We start from the raw sequence: 20,410 nt of genomic DNA, 5'->3' as shown, positions 1-20,410 counted from the left end.
ATGTCTCGTATAGCTAAGGCACCGATTACTGTTCCTGCTGGCGTAGAAGTTAAAGTAAACGGTCAAGAGATCACTGTAAAAGGTGGTAAAGGCGAATTAGTTCGTACTCTTCATGATGCTGTGGTAGTTAAACTTGAAGATGGCGTTGTATCCTTTGGACCTGTTGAAGGTGTTCAAGGTGCATGGGCACAAGCAGGTACTGCACGTGCAAATGTTAATAACATGATTATCGGTGTATCAGAAGGCTTTAAGAAGACTCTTCTTCTTCAAGGTGTTGGTTACCGTACTCAAGTTAACGGCCAAGATATCAACCTAACATTAGGTTTTTCTCATCCTGTTGTTTATACATTACCAAAAGGTATTTCTGCAGCGGCTCCTAGCCAAACAGAACTAACTATTGAAGGTGTTGACAAACAACAAGTGGGTCAAATAGCTGCAGAGATTCGTGCATTCCGTCCACCAGAGCCTTATAAAGGTAAAGGTGTTCGTTACGCTAACGAAAATGTGCGTCGTAAAGAAGCGAAGAAAAAGTAAGGTAAGACTATGGATAAGAAAGCATCTCGTCTTCGTCGTGCTACTCGCACACGTAAGAAATTACAAGATCTTGGTGCCACTCGTCTTGTGATCAACCGTACACCTCGCCATACTTACGCGCAGGTAATTACAGCAGACGCACAAGTCGTAGCAAGCGCTTCTACATTAGAAAAAGAAGTGCGTGCACAAGTTAGCAACGGTGGTAATAAAGAAGCTGCTCAACTAATTGGTAAATTAGTAGCAGAACGCGCGATCGAAAAAGGAATTAGCAAAATTTCTTTCGACCGTAGCGGTTTCCAATACCACGGCCGCGTAGCAGCACTAGCTGAAGCAGCTCGTGAAGCTGGTCTTCAGTTCTAAGGGTAATGATGATGGCAAAAGTAGAATCTCAAACCGGTGATCTGAACGAAAAGCTAATCGCAGTAAACCGAGTTTCAAAAGTAGTTAAAGGTGGTCGCATCTTTAGCTTTACAGCACTAACAGTAGTTGGTGATGGTAGTGGTCGTGTTGGTTTTGGCTACGGTAAAGCACGTGAAGTTCCTGCAGCTATTCAAAAAGCTATGGAAAAAGCACGTCGCAATATCAGCGAAATCCAATTAAAAGGTAACACTCTGCAACATCCTATTAAGGGCCGTCATTCTGGTTCTAAGGTGTACATGCAACCAGCATCTGAAGGTACTGGTATCATCGCAGGTGGTGCAATGCGTGCCGTATTAGAAGTTGTTGGCGTACATAACGTACTAGCTAAAGCTTACGGCTCAACTAACCCAATTAACGTTGTTCGCGCTACGCTTGATGCACTAGAGAATATGAATTCTCCAGAGCAAATTGCAGCTAAGCGTGGTCTAAACGTTACTGATATTCTGGGGTAATTAAGCATGGCTACTAAAACGATTAAAATAACCCAAACCAAAAGTGCAATTGGCCGTTTACCAAAACACCGTGCAACGTTAACAGGTCTTGGCCTGCGTCGTATCGGTCATACTGTAGAGTTAGAAGATACTCCTGCAGTACGTGGTATGGTTAATAAAGTTTACTACATGGTTAAGGTTGAGGGGTAATTATGAAACTAAATACTCTATCTCCAGCAGCAGGTTCGAAGCCTGTTGCTAAACGTGTAGGCCGTGGTATCGGTTCTGGATTAGGCAAAACTGGTGGCCGTGGTCACAAAGGTCAAAAGTCTCGTTCAGGCGGTAAAGTACGTCCAGGTTTTGAAGGCGGTCAAATGCCTTTAAAACAACGTTTACCAAAATTTGGTTTTACTTCACGTAAATCTCTAGTTAGCGCAGAAGTTCGTTTGAACGAAATCGCTAAAGTAGAAGGTGATGTAGTAACTATTGATACGTTGAAACAGGCCGGACTACTTGTAAACACAGTTAAGTTTGCAAAAGTAGTTTTGTCTGGTGAAATCTCTCGCTCAGTAACAGTTGAAGGCCTTCGTGTAACGAAAGGTGCTCGTGCTGCTATTGAAGCTGCGGGCGGAACAATCAAGGAATAATAGATAATGGCTAAGAAACCAGGATTAGATCCTAAAGCGGTACAGGGCAGTAACTTAAGTGAACTTAAAACACGACTATTGTTTGTTTTAGGGGCTATTTTAGTGTTCCGTGCAGGCTCTTTTGTTCCCATTCCTGGTATTGACGCCGCTGTACTAGCTAATCTATTTGAGCAGCAGAAGGGTACCATCATTGAAATGTTTAACATGTTCTCTGGTGGTGCACTTTCGCGTGCATCTATCTTTGCGTTGGGTATTATGCCGTATATTTCGGCATCGATTATTATCCAATTGTTGACCGTTGTTCATCCTCCTTTAGCTGAGCTAAAAAAAGAGGGTGAGTCTGGTCGACGTAAGATAAATCAATACACGCGTTACGGTACTTTAGTTTTAGGTACATTCCAAGCAATTGGTATTGCGACTGGTTTGCCGAGTATGATGCCAGGTCTGGTTGAAAATCCAGGTCTTAGTTTTTATATTACGGCTGTTGTAAGTCTAGTAACAGGAACCATGTTCTTGATGTGGCTAGGTGAACAAATTACAGAACGCGGTATAGGTAATGGTATTTCTATCATTATCTTTGTGGGTATAGTTGCAGGTTTGCCTCAAGCAATTGGGCAAACAGCAGAGCAAGCGCGTCAAGGTGAACTTCATCTTTTAGCGCTATTAGCATTAATCGTTATCGTTTTTGCGACAACGGCATTTGTTGTTTTTGTTGAACGTGGTCAACGACGTATCGTTGTTAATTACGCTAAACGTCAACAAGGGCGTAAAGTTTTTGCGGCTCAAAGTACTCATCTGCCATTAAAATTAAATATGGCGGGTGTAATTCCTGCAATATTTGCCTCGAGTGTTATCTTATTTCCTGGTACAATCGCGCAGTGGTTTGGTCAGTCTGAAGGTTTAAGCTGGTTATCGGATGTTTCATTGGCGCTACAGCCAGGACAACCGTTGCATATGATGTTATATGCAGCAGCAATCATCTTCTTTTGTTTCTTTTATACTGCACTTACGTTTAATCCACGTGAAACAGCAGATAATTTGAAAAAAAGCGGTGCCTTTATTCCAGGTATACGTCCCGGAGAACAAACGTCACGTTATATTGATAAAGTGATGACTCGCCTGACATTAGCAGGTGCGTTATATATTACCTTTATCTGTTTGATTCCCGAGTTTATGATGGTAGCAATGAATACGCAGTTCTACTTCGGTGGTACTTCGTTATTAATTATTGTTGTTGTTATCATGGACTTTATGGCACAGGTACAGACTCATTTGATGTCTAATCAATATGATTCTGTCTTGAAAAAAGCTAACTTGAAAGATTACGGCAAGTAACCGAATCTAAAAGTTATATTAACTACGGAGTGTTGCAATGAAAGTTCGTGCATCCGTTAAAGCAATCTGTCGTAACTGCAAAGTTATCAAGCGTCACGGTGTGGTGCGTGTTATCTGTGTAGAGCCAAAGCATAAACAACGCCAAGGCTAAAAGATTGATTTTGGATATCAATGGCTTAGATAACTTTGTTATCTAAGCTTTGTTTTGTTTGATAAATTCTCATTTGTAGAGTATCCTACCGGGCTTTTCGCAAATGAATCGTTAACTTATAAGGAGTGCATAGTGGCCCGTATCGCTGGCATTAACGTTCCTGATCACAAGCATGCAGTTATCGCATTAACTGCTATCTTTGGTATTGGTAAAACTACGTCGCGCACAATTTGTGCAGCGGCTGGTATTGCTGAATCAACAAAGCTTAAAGATCTGGATGAAACACAAATCGAAGCTCTTCGTACTGAAGTAGCAAATTTCACTGTTGAAGGTGATTTACGTCGTGAAGTATCTATGAGCATCAAGCGTCTAATGGACCTTGGTTGTTATCGTGGTCTTCGTCACCGTCGCAGCTTGCCTGTACGTGGACAGCGTTCTAAAACGAATGCTCGTACTCGTAAAGGTCCGCGTAAAGCAATTCGTAAATAAGGGTAAGAGATAATGGCTAAGACTCCAACTCGTGCTCGTAAGCGCGTTAAAAAGCAAGTTGCTGATGGTATGGCTCACATCCATGCTTCTTTCAACAACACAATCGTAACTATTACAGACCGTCAAGGTAATGCTCTTTCTTGGGCAACTGCAGGTGGTTCTGGTTTCCGTGGTTCTCGTAAATCTACTCCGTTCGCTGCACAGGTTGCTGCTGAGCGTGCTGCTGAAGCAGCAAAAGAGTACGGTCTTAAAAACGTTGAAGTTTTTGTAAATGGACCAGGACCAGGTCGTGAATCTTCGATTCGCGCTCTAAACGCGGCGGGTTTCCGTGTAACTAACATTACTGATGTTACACCAATCCCACACAATGGTTGTCGTCCACCGAAGAAACGTCGCGTTTAATTACGACGATCTTAGGTAACTGGAGAAAGAACAATGGCAAGATATTTAGGTCCTAAGCTTAAGCTTAGCCGTCGTGAAGGAACTGATTTATTCTTAAAATCAGGTGTCCGCGCGATTGAATCTAAGTGTAAAATTGATAATGCACCGGGTGTACACGGTGCACGTAAACCACGTCTATCTGATTACGGTTTACAACTACGTGAAAAGCAAAAAGTTCGTCGTATGTACGGTGTTCTTGAAAAGCAATTCCGTAATTACTACAAAGAAGCGGCTCGTTTACAGGGCAACACTGGTGAAAACCTTCTTCAACTTCTTGAAGGACGTTTAGACAATGTTGTATACCGCATGGGTTTTGGTGCTACTCGCGCTGAAGCACGTCAACTAGTTAGCCACAAAGCTATCTTAGTTAACGGTAAAGTTGTAAATATTCCTTCTTACAACGTTAAAGCAAGTGATGTAATTGCAATTCGTGAAAAAGCTAAAAAGCAAGCACGTATTGGCGCTGCACTTGAAATCGCTGGTCAACGTGAAGTGCCTTCATGGGTAGCTGTTGATACAACGAAGATGGAAGGCGTGTTTACTCGTCTACCTGAACGTTCAGATTTATCTGCTGAGATTAACGAACAGTTAATCATCGAGCTTTACTCTAAGTAAAGTTAACTGCTAAGAGAGGACACAAATGCAGGGTTCTGTAATTGATTTTCTAAAACCAAGATTAGTTGATATCGAGCAAGTCAGCGCAACTAGAGCAAAAGTGACCTTAGAGCCGTTAGAGCGCGGTTTTGGTCATACTTTAGGTAATGCACTTCGTCGTATCTTGTTATCATCTATGCCGGGAACGGCGGTAACAGAAGTCGAAATTGATGGTGTACAACATGAGTACAGCACAAAAGAAGGCGTGCAAGAAGATATCCTTGAGATTCTTCTTAACCTTAAAGGTCTAGCTGTGAAGCTTCAAGGTAAAAATGAAGTTCTAGTTAGTTTAACTAAATCTGGGGCGGGTCCTGTTACGGCAGGCGACATCATCCATGATGGTGATGTAGAGATAGTCAACCCAGAACATGTGATCTGTAATTTGACAGGCAATGCTGAAATAAGCATGCGTATCAAAATTGAAGCAGGTCGCGGTTATGTTCCCGCTTCAGCACGTATCCATACTGAAGAAGATGAGCGTCCTATTGGTCGTCTATTGGTTGACGCGACATTTAGCCCTGTTGAGCGTATTGCTTACAGTGTTGAATCTGCTCGTGTTGAACAACGTACCGATTTAGACAAACTTGTCATCGATATGGAAACAGATGGAACACTTGATCCAGAAGAAGCAATTCGTCGCGCAGCTACAATTTTAGCTGAGCAATTAGACGCGTTTGTTGATTTACGTGATGTAAGTGAGCCGGTTGAAAAAGAAGAAAAACCTGAGTTTGATCCAATTCTTTTGCGCCCAGTAGATGACTTAGAATTAACTGTTCGTTCTGCTAACTGTTTGAAAGCAGAAACGATTCACTATATCGGTGATCTGGTACAAAGAACAGAAGTTGAACTTCTCAAAACGCCTAACTTAGGCAAGAAGTCTCTTACTGAAATCAAAGATGTGCTTGCATCTCGTGGACTATCTCTAGGTATGCGCCTAGAAAATTGGCCACCTGCAAGTATTATTGAAGATTAATCAGTCGTCATCCGAATAACGAATAATAAGGATTAGGTTATGCGTCATCGTCATAGCGGACGTCAACTTAACCGAAACAGCAGCCACCGTCAGGCTATGTTTCGCAATATGGCAAGTTCTATTGTTAGTCATGAAATAATCAAGACTACTTTACCAAAAGCAAAAGAACTTCGTCGTGTAGTTGAGCCTTTAATTACATTGGCTAAAACGGATAGCGTTGCTAACCGTCGTTTAGCTTTTGCTCGCACCCGTGATAACGCGGTTGTAGCTAAATTGTTTAACGAATTGGGTCCACGTTACGAGTCTCGCCCTGGTGGTTACACTCGTATCATTAAATGTGGCTTCCGTGCTGGTGATAATGCTCCAATGGCATACATCGAATTGGTAGATTGCCCAGTTGTAGCAGAAGAAGAATAATTTCTTTTGATGTTATAAGAAAAAGCCGAACTTTTGTTCGGCTTTTTTGTATCTAATAAATATTGATACTAGCAATATTGCGCTAGTTTTAACGCTACCGTATCGTTAATGAGTTTTGCTAGTTGTTCAAAACAGATATTACGGACACTATTTTTACGCGACAGTAAGGCAATATTTCTAAAGGGCTGTGGATTGTTAAACGGGATATATTTAATACCATCTTGATGTCGATTGGTTGGTATCGCTAGCTGTGGAATGAGTGTTAATCCATTGTCAGCACTCACCATGTGACGCAGTGTTTCTAAGCTTGTTGCTTGGAAACTATTATCTTCAATAGCGCCAGCAGTAAAACAAAATCCAAGGGATTGATCCCTCAAACAATGGCCATCTTCTAGCATTAGGACGTGTTCACCGCGTAGTTTTTGTAGGTCAATGCTATTTTGATTCGCCCACGCATGTCTTTCAGATAGCGCTAATTCTAATGGTTCATCATAAAGAGGGTATTGCTGAAAAGATTGCATATCAGGGAGTAGGGCTAAGATTAAACAATCTAATTCTCCCTCTTCTAACTCCTTAAGTAACATGTGCGTTTGTTTTTCATAGAGGTAAAGCTCTAAATCAGGGAAACTCTGTTTCATTACAGGAATAATAAGAGGTAATAGATAGGGTGCAACGGTCGGTATTAGACCTATTCGTAGTGTGCCTTGCATTGGATGATTATGACTTTTGGCTATCTCCTTTAAGGATTTTGCACTGATAATGATATTTTTAGCTTGTGCAACAATATCCAGTCCAGCTTGCGTGAAAATAACCTTACGTGATGAACGTTCCATCAGCTGTACATTTAACTCATCCTCTAGTTTTCTAATTTGACCACTTAGTGTTGGTTGGCTAACAAAGCATTTTTCTGCAGCTTTGCGAAAATGTTTTAATTCCTCTAGCGCAATTAAGTATTCTAAATCTCTAAAATTCATGATCAAAACCTTATTTGTTAATCTTCGTAATATCCTATATATTGTTGAACTGTATCAGATAATCAGCAATAAAGTACCGCAGTAAAAAATTATTGCTTTATAATTACCAAAATTGGAAATTTACACTCATAAAAGGAATTAATTATGCAATGGCATAAACTGTTTGCAGTTGTATTCACGGCGTTTTTTTTGACAGCCTGTGGGGGAAGCCTTGAAGGCGAAAGTACGCCAACCGATCCGACTGACCCTACCGATCCAACTGATCCTGTACCCACTGAACCCGTTGAAGAGGTCGCTGGCGTACCTTCCTATTTTACCTATACTAGCTCATCTCAATCTTTTATTGCTATCCAGGGTACTGGTGGTGCAGGGCGTGCTGAAGCGTCAATTGTAACCTTCCAGTTGCTTGATAAGAATGGTGCCCCCGTAGACTCTGAAGATGTTACATTCACTGCCGATTTGCCTTCAGGTGGTTCCATTAATCCATTGAGTGGTACAACCGATAGCGATGGTTACGTTAGGACGACTGTTAGCTCAGGAAAAGTGAGTGGCTTATCTAAGGTAAAAGTGACGCTCGATTCTAATACTTCGATCTCTGTTCAATCCGATGCTATTTCAATTTCAACAGGGTTACCAGATCAGAATAGTTTTACGCTTGGTTTATCTGATTTCGCTCCCTCAGCTTGGAATCATAATGGAGAGACTGTTGATGTTACTGTTATTCTCTCTGACCATTTCAATAATACGGTGCCTGATGGAACCGTTGTATATTTCCATACAGAAGGCGGTAAAATTCAAAATACTACTTCGCCAGTTGGTTACTGTGAAACATTACAAGGTACCTGTTCAATGCAATGGATTTCTTCTAATCCACGTCCTGCAGATGGTCGCATTACTATCACAGCTTGGGCATTAGGTGAAGAAAGTTTTGTTGATAAGGACAATGATGGTTGGTTCTCTAATGGCGACATATTTACTGTTGTTGATACCCCTATTTTCAATAACCAAACTGACTTACCTGAAGTCTTTTTTGATTATAATAATAATGGCGTTTATGATGCAGCTTCAGATGAAGAGTTTATTGCCCTAGAAACAGATACAATCGTTGATGATCAGATATATACGGAAGCAGATGGCTTATTTACTGGTGCGCTATGTTCTGATGCGGAACAAACAGCAGGAAACTGTAATCAATCACTAGTACATGTGCGTATGAATGCCACTTTAGCTATGGCTTCGGATTCAGTTAGATGTAATATTTATGCTAACGATGTCGATTTAACAAATGGTAATATTGATTTAACTGCTGTGCAAAGTATCCCACTACAGTTTATCGTACAAGATGAAAATGGGAATACACCACCGACAGATACGACTATCTCTATTGAAACAGCTAACGGCAAAATAGAGGGCACAACTTCATTTACTAAGTCGAGCAATAGCATCGAGCCTTGGGTAAAAACATTAATTTTAGCCAATGAAGATGAAGCGAATGGTCAGACTAATGGCTTGCTGACCGTCAAAATAGTCACACCAAAGAATGGTGAAGAGTTTGTTTGCCAAGCAAATGTTATTGATGCAGGCTAAACAGTTAGCACCTTAGTCATCAAGGAGCTTCGGCTCCTTTTTTATTACATTTAAAACAACACGATAAGGGTGACCTTTCTTTTGGCACATTAATTGCTTTATTGCCTTGTATAACAATAATTTGGCAGGGAGGTAAATAATGGTACAGTTTATTCAACGTATAAAAGATCAAAAAGGCATTACGCTGACAATGGCCTGGTTGTGTTTGGTTTGTGCGACGCTGATTATTGCGCCTGCATCGATATTAAAGATATCCGGTACTGACCAGTGGTCAAACTTCTTTACCCCGTATGCGTGGATTTTGGCGCTTTTAGCCGGATCTTATTTATTAACGCGTTTAGTCCTCTTCATATTTACTCATTTTTGTACGGTGTTGGCGGAACGAAAACTGGTTTTCACCCGTAATAAGATGATTCAGAATTTGGATTTTGAAGAGAAAGCACTGTTACGTGAATTTGTCATTCAACAAAAAAATGTTTTATCTTTACCAATGAATGAGCCCGCAGTGAGTAACCTTCTGCATTCTGGTGTGTTGGTGCCTGCATTTCCTGCGCAGGAGGTAAAGGGCAGTGGGCGTGTAATAAAGCTCTCTATCTCTATCGATGCACGACCATTATTAACTTACAAAGTGCTTTGTTTGCCAACGGGGAAGTTAACCGAAGAGGAAGCGGCAATATTAAAAGCGGCACGCCCGGATTATGCTCGTAAAAATTATATTCCACTGCGTGATTAGATCATTTAAAGATTAACCATTCATTCCGGCAAGCTACTTGCCGGAATATTGACACTTCACTTTTTGTCTAGGCAATAGCACGATAACCAGTTTTGCGCTGTTATACGAGAAAAGTGAATATCAATTACCTATATTGTTCTCTTATCGACTCTCTACTGCTTTTAAATAGATAACCATCCTTTGTTTTCAGTCTCTTTTTGTCGTGCATTATTAATGTATAATGCACATTTTACTCTTTACCTGATTTTGAGAATGATTATGTCACCAGAACGTTTTGCTCGTATTACCCAAATGCTCAACCGTCGCCAACCTGAACTGACGATATGTTTAGAACAAGTGCATAAACCTCATAATTTATCTGCTATCGTGCGTACAGCGGATGCGGTTGGCGTTAGTGATGTTCATGCAACGTGGGAAAATAGATCCATGCGTCTTTCTGGTAAAAGTGCCACGGGTAGTCAAAATTGGGTTAATGTACATTCCCATGATTCAATTGAAGAAGCCATCGCGACTTTACGTGCTCAAGGCATGCAGATTATTGCAACTAATTTATCTGATACTGCGATTGATTTTCGTGAAGTGGATTATAGCAAACCCACGGCCATCCTGATGGGGCAAGAAAAGCATGGTATTAGTGCGGAAGCGCTAGCGTTGGCTGATCAAGATGTCATTATACCGATGGTTGGGATGTGTCAGTCTCTTAATGTATCCGTTGCCTCCGCACTGATTTTATATGAAGCACAGCGTCAACGTGAAATTGCTGGCATGTATAACGGTGGATGTAGACTGCCGAATGAGGAAGTTGACCGTATCTTGTTTGAAGGGGGGCATCCTATTTTCACTAATTTATGTAAAGAGAAAAATTTACCTTACCCACCATTAGATGAAAATGGGCAAATTGATGCCGATGATGCGTGGTGGTCAGCGATTCGTTCAACTAAGCCCCTTGCTAAGTAAACTGCAATGAGTAGATAGGAAAATGTTGTTTGAGTGTTTCTATCTACTACTCTTTTATAAATGGATTAACCGTCTCTAAGGAGCATTCATTGGATTTATTTAAGCAGAGACTATTAGCTGAAGGGGTGCGTTCAATTGAGGGTGAGTTGCCTGTTTTAACCACTACAGTCAGTACTAGTAAAGATAAAACCTTTGAATTATTGCTATTAGAGCGAGCTCAAAAACTAGATAGTACGTTACATATCTCGGCTCATTTTGTTCATTTTCAGCGATTAACAATGAATTTATTCAGAGTATTATCACTGATTGTATTGATCATTGGAGGGCTTAGTGTAAAGCAGTTTTTCTTTACTGTTGCCGACTCTCAAATCAATTTTTTCTGGGTTTTTACTCTTTTTTTTATTCCTAATATGATTAGTTTACTGCTTTGGTTGCTCTTTTTTTTTCAATCTAAGGAGTTAACTCAAGGCTGGCTGCTCCGTAGTTGTATGTATATATGTAGGAAAATTGAACAGCGTTTTAATCGGAATGCATCACAGGATGTGCATTTTTGGACGCTCTTTAAATGTTATTTTGCCGTCTTTTTTACTGATAAATTAGGTCGCTACCAACTCTCCGCTTTAACCCATCGATTATGGTTTAGCTATTTTCTCGGTGCAACGCTCATGTTGGTTGCTATGCTTGCGACACATCAAGTTGATTTTATCTGGCAAAGCAGCATATTGTCGGTAGCTAATCTACAGTGGTTAACAGAACTGCTCGCCTATCTTCCTGGGCAATTGGGGGTGTTAGTACCCAATATCGCACAGATTCAAGAAAGCCATTTAGGTGCGTTAAATGTATTGGCCGATGAACAGGCGAGCCGTTTAGCGTGGTCAACTTTATTAATTAGTAGTTTTATTATTTACGGCATGCTACCTCGCCTCTTTCTGTGGGGGTTAATGTCCTTGTTATCCAAGGTGAATAAAAATAACTTCACATTAGACTTTAGCCTTGCCTACTATGTAAAGTTAAGGCAAGTATTAAAGCCCAATGTGACATCTTTAGGTATTAGCGACCCTGATAGGCATCTCAATCGTTCATATACTCCCGTTGATGCGCACATCTCTACGGCCGCTTTACCTGCGACTTTTTACCCCGTAGCATTGGAGTTATCTGAATCGCAATTGGCCATTTGTGAGCAACATGTTCGTGAATATTGCCCTGAACAATTACCCTGCCTGCAAAACGTTTGTGACTTTGATTCCCAGCAAGCTATGTTAGCCAATATTGCGACCCTCCAGCATATGCATCTTGTCGTTTATGTTAGTTTGTTACGTTTACCCGATCGAGGCCTATTGCGTCTATTATCTACCTTAAAACGGTCAATGGAAGGATCGTTATATTTGCTGCTAATCGATGAAAATAAGCAGCCTCAGGAGAATAAAGAAAAACGTCGAAGTGATTGGTATAGTGCAGCTGCACAAGCTAATCTTTGTTTGGATAATGTTATCCAGTTCACTTGTAATAATGAGGGTGCATGATGGCTATAGGTCAACTGTCAGTGGCCGTTGTTGGCCATGCTAACGCGGGAAAAACCTCGTTAATACGGACTCTATTACGTGATAGCGAATTTGGTGAGGTTGCCGACCAAGCGGGAACGACCCGCCATGTTGAAGGTAGCGCGGTGAATATTGGCGAGGAGAATCGCCTCGCGTTATTCGATACACCGGGATTAGAAGATTCTATCCGTCTTTTTCATATTTTGAGTCAGTTTTTCCCTGAACACTCCGTTGATGGGGTTGAACGATTGCGTTATTTCCTTGACCATTTGCCGAGTTACCCCGAACTAGATCAAGAGGCAAAGGTGTTACGTGCACTCTTAGATATCGACCTTATTTTTTACGTCATCGACCTGCGAGAGCCTATTCTAGGGAAATATCGAGATGAATTGCAAATTTTAAGTTATGCAGCCAAACCGGTGATTCCTGTGCTTAATTTCACGCGGCAAGGTGGTGAACATTTGGCGTTGTGGAAGCAACAACTTGCGCGTTTAAATTTTCATGCCTATGTGAGCTTTGATAATGTTCATTTTGATTTTTCAGATGAAATGAAAATTTATCAAAAAATGCAAACACTTTTACCGGATCAAGAGGGGCTATTAAATCAATTAATATTACAGCGCCAACAGCAATGGGCAGACACTTTTGAGTTGGCGACACAAATTGTTGCTAAATTATTTGTTGAGTGTGCCGCCCTGCGTTATCAGGTCGATAATAGCGAGCAAGCATTACAGAAATGCAGTGAAGAACTGCAGCGAAGGATACGCAAAGCAGAGAATAAGTGTGTTGCTGAGTTATTAACCCTGTACCAGTTTCGTCAAGAAGATGTGAAGGAGAGTCAGCTCCCCGTTGCACAGGATGGTTGGCACTTGGATCTTTTTTCCGCTGATAATTTACAGGAGCTTGGCATTAATATCACTGGCAATATTGCTAAAGGGGTTGGTGCAGGTGTCGCGATTGATTTAATGACTGCTGGCATGTCGCTTGGTGCGGCCGCGATAACCGGAGGGGTTGCTGGCGCACTATGGAGTGTGAAGCAACGTTACTATGATGAAATATATGCGAAAGTCACTGGCTCTCGTTATATTTGTCTTGATGATGTCACATTACAGGTTTTGTGGTTGCGACAAAATAAATTGCTACAGATTTTGCAACAAAGGGGGCATGCTAGCTTTGATAAAATAGATTTAGAGATAGGCAAAGAAAAGCTTGAGTTACCTCAACATTGGCATAAATGGTTGCGACGAGCGCGGAGTCATCCTGATTGGTCATCACTAAATGGTCGTGTCGTAGACAATAAAGAGAGTAAACGAATACAGTTTATCGACACGTTAGCAGCAGCGATGCATCATTAGTCTAGCAGTGCACTTAAGGAGATAAATGAAATTAGATAAAATTCCATTAACGGCGCTGCAAGGTGTTGGGGTCAAAGTTGCGGAGAAACTTGCCAAGCTTTCACTTTATCATGTTGCCGATCTTCTTTTCCATTTGCCCTTACATTATCAAGATCGAACCCGTGTTTATGCCATGGCCGATTTGCAAGATGGTATGCAAGTAACTGTGCTTGGGACGGTGTTAAGTTGTAACGTACAGAATGGAAAGCGGTCGATTTTAAAATGTAAAATTGCGGATCAGAGTGGCTCGGTGACGTTGAATTTTTTTCACTTTAACGCCGCACAAAAGAACAGCTTTAAGGTCGGTAGTAAAGTCCGTTGCTTTGGTGAGTTTCGTTTCGGTTATCAAGGGATCGAGGTTACTCATCCTGATTACAGCTTTGTTAAAAGTTTGAAAAACACATTAGTTGAAGAGAATCTAACCCCTGTTTACCCAACAACGGAGGGGCTCAAGCAAAATAGCCTGCGTAATTTATCTGCACAGGCCTTAGCTTTTTTAGAGCAAAATGATATAGATGAATTATTGCCTACGCACCTTTTAATGCACCCCATTAGTTTACGTGATGCGCTTTTTTATATTCACCGCCCACCTCCCGATGCCAGCATTGAAGAGCTAGAGACAAAAACACATCCCGCACAGCAGCGTTTAATTATCGAAGAGTTATTGGCGCAGCAGTTAAGTATGTTAACCATGCGCGTTGATATGCAGCGTCATCGTGCCGTAAGCATTGCAAGCGAAGGTGACTTACCACGGCGATTACTCGATAGTTTACCCTTCGCTTTAACTGATGCACAACGCCGAGTAAGTCAAGAGATTGCAACTGACTTGCAGCAGGGGGTGCCAATGATGCGTTTGGTTCAGGGCGATGTGGGGTCGGGGAAAACATTAGTCGCAGCTAGTGCCGCACTGGCGGTTATCGAAGCGGGTTATCAAGTCGCTTTAATGGCGCCGACTGAATTACTTGCGGAGCAGCATTTTATTAATTTCCAGAAATGGTTTGCCCCATTGGATGTTTCTGTCGGTATGCTCTGTGGTAAAATGAAGGTAAAAGAGAGACGTAATCAATTAGAAAATATTACCCTAGGATTAGCTAAAATGGTGATAGGAACTCATGCGTTGTTCCAAGATGGCGTTGAGTTTAATAATTTGGCTTTGATTATTGTCGATGAGCAACACCGCTTTGGGGTAGATCAACGGTTAGCGTTACGTGAGAAAGGGCGTAGCGATGACTTATCACCACATCAGTTAACCATGACCGCCACCCCCATTCCAAGAACCTTAGCTATGACCGCCTATGCTGATTTAACGGTTTCCGTGATTGATGAGTTACCACCCGGTCGTACCGCTATTCAAACGGTTGTTTTGCCTGATACTCGCCGTGACGATATCATTCAACGAGTTTACCAATCCTGTAAAAAATCAGAACGGCAAGCTTACTGGGTCTGCACCTTAATTGAAGAGTCGGAGGCATTGCAATGTCAGGCGGCGGAAGATACGGCTAATAGCCTGCAATTGGCATTACCCGACTTGCGTATCGGTTTGGTGCACGGTCGCATGAAAGCAGCGGAAAAGCAGTATGTGATGGATTTTTTTAAGGCGGGAGAGTTAGATCTTTTGGTTGCGACGACAGTCATTGAAGTTGGTGTGGATGTCCCTAATGCGAGTTTGATGATTATTGAGAATCCGGAGCGTTTAGGGTTAGCCCAATTGCACCAATTACGCGGTCGGGTTGGACGTGGGGACACGGCCAGTCATTGTGTATTGTTGTACAAAAATCCGCTCTCTAAAACCTCACAAAAGCGTTTACAGATTCTGCGAGAAAGTAACGATGGCTTTTATATTGCAGAGCAAGATTTACTGATCCGCGGCCCCGGTGAAGTGTTAGGTACAAAACAAACGGGTGTTGCTGCTTTTAAAATTGCTGATTTAATCAGGGATCAGCATCTAATTGCACAGTCTCAGCGGCTAGCTGAACAAATCATCACCGCTTATCCCGCGCTGATACCTGCATTAACGCAGCGTTGGCTTGCAGATAAAGATCAATATGTTCACGCTTAAGGCACTATTGATAAAGCGCTTATGCATGCTTATGTTGCTTTTATTAAGCGCTGCGATGGTGATCTTTATTGCCTTATTTGATATTAATGATTATTCCGCATGGCTAACCACGCAGATTGAAAAGCGGACGGGATATCAAGTTAGCGTTGAAGAAATCACAATGGCTGATTGGCTTAACCCGCAGCTAACGCTTTCTGCAGTTGCCATTGGTTATCAGGATCAACCGCTATTAACATTTGATCGATTAGAGATAAAAAGCCGTCAATTGGATCTTCGACATCGCCATTTAGAGATTGCCTCAGTGGAACTACAGGGCTTGCATGTTTGGTGGGATGAACGCAACTTAAGCGAGCTTAATCACGCCCCACAACAGCCAATAAAGCAAACGCCTCGGCGCGAGTCATTGTTACCTTGGAATAGTTTGACCATCGATAAAGTAGCAATAGTGGATGCTAATGTACAGATACATTACCAAGATACCAATCTACAATTACAGCAACTAGATTTAAGTAGTGAGCATTTAACGCTTATTAGTAACAATCAATTTATTTATTCAGGGATGCAAGGAAATTGGCAAGCCGCACTAAAAGAGGCTAACTGGCAGTTACAAAACGACCGCTTTGTGCGACTTAACGATTTTACTTTGCACACTAATTTCGATTTGATAGCGCTACAGGCGCAGTTAATGTTAGCTGTTCGTCAAATTAGTGTTATTACCCCTGAATTTTCCGATGTTGTTGATGATGCGCAGTTAAGCTTACAGTTAGAGAATAGTAAGCTCATTTTACAGCGCTTATTCGCACGCATCTTTACCGGTGAATTACAATTACAGGGCGAGGCAACCTTTGCTTTTAATCCGTTATCTAATGCGCTTATTGCCGTGCAAAATGTTACTTTATCATCGTTAGAGATGAAAGATATGCAGATACATATTCCACAGCGCCTAACGCCATCAAAAAGCATCACGAGCAGTGAGGAGAAAACGGTGCTACCCATCTCTAGCTTCTTCATCAAGTACGCTCATTTAGATAATATAGATATCAGTAGCGCCGATGCAGCGTTACCTTTACAACTTAAAAAAGGCAGAGTGCAGATTGATGATCTGCAGTTTGTGGAAAATAATCAGCTGATAAAATTCTGGCATGAAAGTGAGCAACAGGGTAATGTCAGTGTAAAATTTGCTTATTTACAATGGGAGGATACGATAATCGAAGCATTTCAAATGATATTCCCGCATAAAAGCGGGAATAAAATAGAGTGACTTACTTATGACATATCAAACTCTTTGAGTTTGCGTGTTAATGTATTTCTTCCCCAGCCTAATAGTTTGGCTGCTTCTTGTTTTTTACCTTGCGTAAATGATAGGGCAGTTTTTAACATTATTTGTTCAAATTCAGGCATTGCCTTTGCTAGTACGTTATCTTCACCTTTTTTAAACTCTGATAATGTCCATTGCTGTAAATGTTGCTCCCAAAGGGGGGCATTATTTTCAGTATATTGTGCTTCTTGTGCCGTTAGTTCAGGTGGTAAATCGGAAATATGAACCTCTTGACCACTCGCCATCACGGTTAGCCAACGACAAATATTTTCTAGTTGACGAACATTGCCAGGCCAGGGTAGTTGGCTGAGATAAGCCTTAGTTTCATCGGTAAGTTGCTTGCTCTCCACTTTGAGTTCGGCTGCTATCTCTCGTAAAAAGTGCTGCGCTAACAGGCAGATGTCTTCGCGACGTTCTTTTAGTGCTGGAATTTGGATGCGAATAACATTGAGACGGTGAAATAGATCTTCGCGGAAATCACCACTTTTTACTTTACTCTCTAGATTTTGATGAGTCGCGGCAATGATCCGTACATCAACTTTAATCGCTTGGTGGCCGCCAACACGGTAGAACTGGCCATCAGCAAGTACACGTAATAAACGAGTTTGAACATCGAGTGGCATATCACCTATTTCATCTAAGAATAGGGTTCCTCCATTGGCCTGTTCAAATCGCCCTTGGCGATTATTAGCTGCTCCGGTAAAAGCGCCTTTTTCATGGCCAAAGAGCTCCGCTTCAATTAATTCGCGTGGGATCGCGGCCATATTAAGCGCGATGAAGGTATTATCTTTACGTGGGCTATGTTTGTGTAGGGCTTGAGCGACTAGTTCTTTACCTGTACCAGACTGACCGTTGATTAAGACACTCATACTTGAGCGTGATAAACGACCAATCACCCGAAAAACCTCTTGCATTGCCGGCGCTTCTCCAATAATTTCTGGCATAGAAACGGCACTTTCTGGCGCTTTTTTCTTTTGTTTTAGCTCTAAACTATGGTTAATAGCACGTTGAATTAATGCCGTTGCTTCATGAATATCAAAGGGTTTGGGTAGGTATTCAAAGGCGCCACTTTGATAGGCATTAACAGCGCTATCTAGGTCACTATGAGCAGTCATGATTATAATTGGTATTAGTGGGAAGCGTTCGTGGATACGTTCCATTAATGATAGGCCATCAATACCCGGCATACGGACATCAGAAATAATTACGTCAGGCTGCTCTATCTGTAACTGTTTCCATAGACATTCTCCATCTGGAAAACTGGCATGATCAATTTTTTCAGCTTTTAATGTGCGCTCTAACACCCAGCGGATGGCGTGGTCATCATCAACAATCCAAGCTTTCACACTCATATTATTTCCTTATTTATGGCTAACTGTTTTTATTGTTATTATTTTAAATAGTCATTGGTAAATAGATTAAAAATTCAGTATGTCCGGGAATGCTATGGCATTCAATTCGACCATTATGTTGTTTAATTAACTCTTGAGCGATAGATAGCCCTAACCCCGTACCATCTTTACGGCCTGTTACCATGGGATAGAATAAGGTATCTTTCAAATTGTCGGGGATACCTACACCATTATCGATAATTCTTATCTCCGTCGTTAATCGGTGTTGTAATCCATTAATCGTGACTTGATGTGCAGTGCGTGTGCGTAGCGTTATTTTTCCTACATTTTCTGTTTTATAATCAAAGGCCTGCACGGCATTTTGGATAATATTTAAGAATGCTTGCTGTAATTGATCGGATTGCATTTCAAAATCGGGAATGCTTGGATCATAATCGACTTTTATGGTAATAAAATCGGGTAAGTTTAAGCAGACTAATTTACGCACTTTTTCAAGTACTGAGTGAATGTTATCCGTGGCGCGAAGTCCAATTTGTTGTGGACCTAACAAGCGATTAACTAACGAACTTAAGCGGTCTGCCTGCTCAATTATTATTTGTGTAAACTCTTTTAATTCAGGATTATGCAGCTCACCTTCAAGAAGCTGTGCAGCCCCTCGTAATCCCCCTAAAGGATTCTTTATTTCATGGGCTAGGCCGCGTACTAAATCTTGGGCTGCTTTTTGTTGATGCTCTTGATAATGTACTTGGCTAATTTTAAGTTGCTGCTCAATGCAGCGCATTTCAAGAATAACGTTATCTTGACCATCAAAATTTAAGTAGGTGGCACTGAGCGCTATCAATAGCGGGTGACCATCAACTAATAAAGCGACTTCATTTTCTGTGAACGAATTTCTATTTTTAAGTAGCCTTTTTATCTTAATCGGGTTGAAGTGAAATTGGCGCGCTAGCTGCTGTAAATTTTGCTGGTAAAGTCGCTGTTTGCTTTGTGATAGCAATAATTCGCTAGCCGGATTAACATAAATTAGCTTTAAATCGTTATTAATGACAATAAAGGCGGTGTTTGCTTCTTCAAGTAATGCTAATGCCAGCGGTGATGTTTGTATTTGCTTGTTTAGCATAGAAGTATCTCATTACTTTTAAAAATTACACGATAAAGAAGCAGATACTCGCCATATTATTTGGGGATTGCCACTGCTCTATTTATGTGTACGCGTTGTAAATGTACGGTAACAACTTGTGTTTTAGCTAACAATTTGTCATTTTCATCAATTAAGTGAACCTCTAATTGATGTGTGCCCCTATCAATATTTTGTGCGCTAATCGTTGGTGATATTTGCGGTTGGCCTAGTGCTACACCATCTAAATAAAGCTGTAATTTTTGACTGTTTTCTTTTTCAGGCGTCGTGGATACTTGAATATTAATAGTGCCTTCATTGCTACGTATTGCTTGATCATCTGTAGGTGACACAATCGTAGCTACATATTCAATAACAGCTTCGTCCGTTAGCATATCCTGTGTTGGGCTAGCGGGAGGAGCACTAAACTCTTCTACAAATACATTTTGCTCTTTAAGTTGAACCTCTTCAGTATTCGGATCCGCAGTATCTGAAAAGTGGCTATTACCCTCTTTATCAATCCAATGGTAAATTTTCATCTCACTAACAGCTTGCATAGGTGTGCATAGAATCGTCACTAAAGATAAACAAAATAATACATTTTTCATAATAATAACCCTTTGAATTTATTGCTTCAATTGTGGATCATGATATCAATTAAGGCAATAAAAACCCTTGTTTATAAATAGAAGCTTTTGCAAATTGTGAATCAATTGCCAATATTAATAATATGACTTATTTAGGGATATAGAGATATAAGTTATTATATTTTATGAAATTGCATTTTTAATGCTAACGAGTTTTACCATTAGCATTAAAAATGCTTTTTATTCATGAGTTATATAAACAGCAAGAAGTGGATTTAATTATCCACTTCTTGCATGAT

Annotated in this window: 23 protein-coding genes; 19 read left to right on the top strand and 4 right to left on the bottom strand. The window is 41.0% G+C overall.

Features of this window, described 5'->3' with window-relative positions:
- The 12 genes from rplF to rplQ all read left to right on the top strand — a co-directional run bounded on the left by rplF (nucleotide 1) and on the right by rplQ (nucleotide 6,492).
- On the top strand, nucleotides 1-534 hold the full coding sequence (rplF, locus tag AB2N10_RS12405) for a 50S ribosomal protein L6 (RefSeq protein WP_354622688.1): 534 nt from the start codon (nucleotides 1-3) through the stop codon (nucleotides 532-534).
- Between the two features lie 9 nt (nucleotides 535-543).
- Nucleotides 544-894: a 50S ribosomal protein L18 gene (rplR, locus tag AB2N10_RS12400; protein ID WP_238741203.1), complete on the top strand. Its 351-nt coding sequence runs from the start codon at nucleotides 544-546 to the stop codon at nucleotides 892-894.
- An 11-nt stretch (nucleotides 895-905) separates the two neighbouring features.
- Nucleotides 906-1,406, top strand: coding sequence for a 30S ribosomal protein S5 (rpsE, locus tag AB2N10_RS12395; RefSeq protein ID WP_354622687.1), 501 nt, complete (start codon nucleotides 906-908; stop codon nucleotides 1,404-1,406).
- 6 nt (nucleotides 1,407-1,412) lie between these two features.
- A complete protein-coding gene (gene rpmD, locus AB2N10_RS12390; RefSeq protein WP_354622686.1) occupies nucleotides 1,413-1,595 on the top strand; it encodes a 50S ribosomal protein L30 in 183 nt (60 codons plus the stop codon).
- Nucleotides 1,596-1,597: 2 nt separating this feature from the next.
- The gene (gene rplO / locus AB2N10_RS12385) at nucleotides 1,598-2,032 is read left to right on the top strand and encodes a 50S ribosomal protein L15 (RefSeq protein ID WP_354622685.1); all 435 of its coding nucleotides are present in this window, start codon (nucleotides 1,598-1,600) and stop codon (nucleotides 2,030-2,032) included.
- 6 nt (nucleotides 2,033-2,038) lie between these two features.
- Nucleotides 2,039-3,367, top strand: coding sequence for a preprotein translocase subunit SecY (gene secY / locus AB2N10_RS12380; protein ID WP_369433916.1), 1,329 nt, complete (start codon nucleotides 2,039-2,041; stop codon nucleotides 3,365-3,367).
- Between the two features lie 37 nt (nucleotides 3,368-3,404).
- On the top strand, nucleotides 3,405-3,518 hold the full coding sequence (gene rpmJ, locus AB2N10_RS12375) for a 50S ribosomal protein L36 (RefSeq protein ID WP_354622684.1): 114 nt from the start codon (nucleotides 3,405-3,407) through the stop codon (nucleotides 3,516-3,518).
- Nucleotides 3,519-3,650: 132 nt separating this feature from the next.
- Nucleotides 3,651-4,007, top strand: a complete 357-nt coding sequence (gene rpsM / locus AB2N10_RS12370) for a 30S ribosomal protein S13 (RefSeq protein WP_354622683.1) — start codon at nucleotides 3,651-3,653, stop codon at nucleotides 4,005-4,007.
- A 12-nt stretch (nucleotides 4,008-4,019) separates the two neighbouring features.
- A complete protein-coding gene (rpsK, locus tag AB2N10_RS12365; RefSeq protein WP_019613697.1) occupies nucleotides 4,020-4,409 on the top strand; it encodes a 30S ribosomal protein S11 in 390 nt (129 codons plus the stop codon).
- Nucleotides 4,410-4,442: 33 nt separating this feature from the next.
- On the top strand, nucleotides 4,443-5,063 hold the full coding sequence (gene rpsD / locus AB2N10_RS12360; protein ID WP_354622682.1) for a 30S ribosomal protein S4: 621 nt from the start codon (nucleotides 4,443-4,445) through the stop codon (nucleotides 5,061-5,063).
- Nucleotides 5,064-5,088: 25 nt separating this feature from the next.
- Entirely contained in the window at nucleotides 5,089-6,075 is a 987-nt protein-coding gene (rpoA, locus tag AB2N10_RS12355) for a DNA-directed RNA polymerase subunit alpha (protein WP_354622681.1), read from the top strand.
- 39 nt (nucleotides 6,076-6,114) lie between these two features.
- Entirely contained in the window at nucleotides 6,115-6,492 is a 378-nt protein-coding gene (rplQ, locus tag AB2N10_RS12350) for a 50S ribosomal protein L17 (protein WP_369433915.1), read from the top strand.
- A 68-nt stretch (nucleotides 6,493-6,560) separates the two neighbouring features.
- Here the strand turns inward: rplQ and oxyR are convergent, their stop codons facing one another.
- The gene (gene oxyR / locus AB2N10_RS12345) at nucleotides 6,561-7,466 is read right to left on the bottom strand and encodes a DNA-binding transcriptional regulator OxyR (RefSeq protein WP_369433914.1); all 906 of its coding nucleotides are present in this window, start codon (nucleotides 7,464-7,466) and stop codon (nucleotides 6,561-6,563) included.
- Between the two features lie 144 nt (nucleotides 7,467-7,610).
- Here oxyR and AB2N10_RS12340 point away from each other — a divergent pair, with 144 nt between their 5' ends.
- From AB2N10_RS12340 to AB2N10_RS12310, 7 genes are all read left to right on the top strand, one after another.
- A complete protein-coding gene (locus tag AB2N10_RS12340) occupies nucleotides 7,611-9,053 on the top strand; it encodes a hypothetical protein (protein ID WP_354622677.1) in 1,443 nt (480 codons plus the stop codon).
- Nucleotides 9,054-9,192: 139 nt separating this feature from the next.
- Entirely contained in the window at nucleotides 9,193-9,786 is a 594-nt protein-coding gene (locus tag AB2N10_RS12335; RefSeq protein WP_354622676.1) for a superinfection exclusion B family protein, read from the top strand.
- A gap of 258 nt (nucleotides 9,787-10,044) precedes the next feature.
- A complete protein-coding gene (trmH, locus tag AB2N10_RS12330) occupies nucleotides 10,045-10,743 on the top strand; it encodes a tRNA (guanosine(18)-2'-O)-methyltransferase TrmH (RefSeq protein ID WP_354622675.1) in 699 nt (232 codons plus the stop codon).
- A 29-nt stretch (nucleotides 10,744-10,772) separates the two neighbouring features.
- On the top strand, nucleotides 10,773-12,266 hold the full coding sequence (locus tag AB2N10_RS12325; RefSeq protein ID WP_369433913.1) for a DUF2868 domain-containing protein: 1,494 nt from the start codon (nucleotides 10,773-10,775) through the stop codon (nucleotides 12,264-12,266).
- A complete protein-coding gene (locus AB2N10_RS12320) occupies nucleotides 12,263-13,639 on the top strand; it encodes a DUF3482 domain-containing protein (protein WP_354622672.1) in 1,377 nt (458 codons plus the stop codon). Before AB2N10_RS12325 ends, AB2N10_RS12320 begins: the two co-directional genes overlap by 4 nt.
- 25 nt (nucleotides 13,640-13,664) lie before the next feature.
- Nucleotides 13,665-15,737, top strand: coding sequence for an ATP-dependent DNA helicase RecG (recG, locus tag AB2N10_RS12315; protein WP_369433912.1), 2,073 nt, complete (start codon nucleotides 13,665-13,667; stop codon nucleotides 15,735-15,737).
- The gene (locus AB2N10_RS12310) at nucleotides 15,724-16,998 is read left to right on the top strand and encodes an AsmA family protein (protein WP_354622671.1); all 1,275 of its coding nucleotides are present in this window, start codon (nucleotides 15,724-15,726) and stop codon (nucleotides 16,996-16,998) included. Before recG ends, AB2N10_RS12310 begins: the two co-directional genes overlap by 14 nt.
- A 5-nt stretch (nucleotides 16,999-17,003) precedes the next feature.
- Here the strand turns inward: AB2N10_RS12310 and glnG are convergent, their stop codons facing one another.
- The 3 genes from glnG to AB2N10_RS12295 are packed head-to-tail and all read right to left on the bottom strand — an operon-like array spanning nucleotide 17,004 to nucleotide 20,132.
- Nucleotides 17,004-18,407: a nitrogen regulation protein NR(I) gene (gene glnG, locus AB2N10_RS12305; RefSeq protein WP_369433911.1), complete on the bottom strand. Its 1,404-nt coding sequence runs from the start codon at nucleotides 18,405-18,407 to the stop codon at nucleotides 17,004-17,006.
- A gap of 43 nt (nucleotides 18,408-18,450) precedes the next feature.
- Nucleotides 18,451-19,527, bottom strand: a complete 1,077-nt coding sequence (gene glnL / locus AB2N10_RS12300; protein ID WP_354622670.1) for a nitrogen regulation protein NR(II) — start codon at nucleotides 19,525-19,527, stop codon at nucleotides 18,451-18,453.
- A 56-nt stretch (nucleotides 19,528-19,583) separates the two neighbouring features.
- Complete coding sequence (locus AB2N10_RS12295) at nucleotides 19,584-20,132, bottom strand: DUF4124 domain-containing protein (protein WP_354622669.1); 549 nt, start codon at nucleotides 20,130-20,132, stop codon at nucleotides 19,584-19,586.
- Nucleotides 20,133-20,410 lie beyond the last annotated feature (278 nt).

This window comes from Psychromonas sp. MME1 (assembly GCF_041080865.1).
Classification (GTDB): Bacteria; Pseudomonadota; Gammaproteobacteria; order Enterobacterales; family Psychromonadaceae; genus Psychromonas.
Note: the sequence above shows the minus strand (reverse complement) of the source record. Positions and strands in the feature narration are given on the sequence as shown.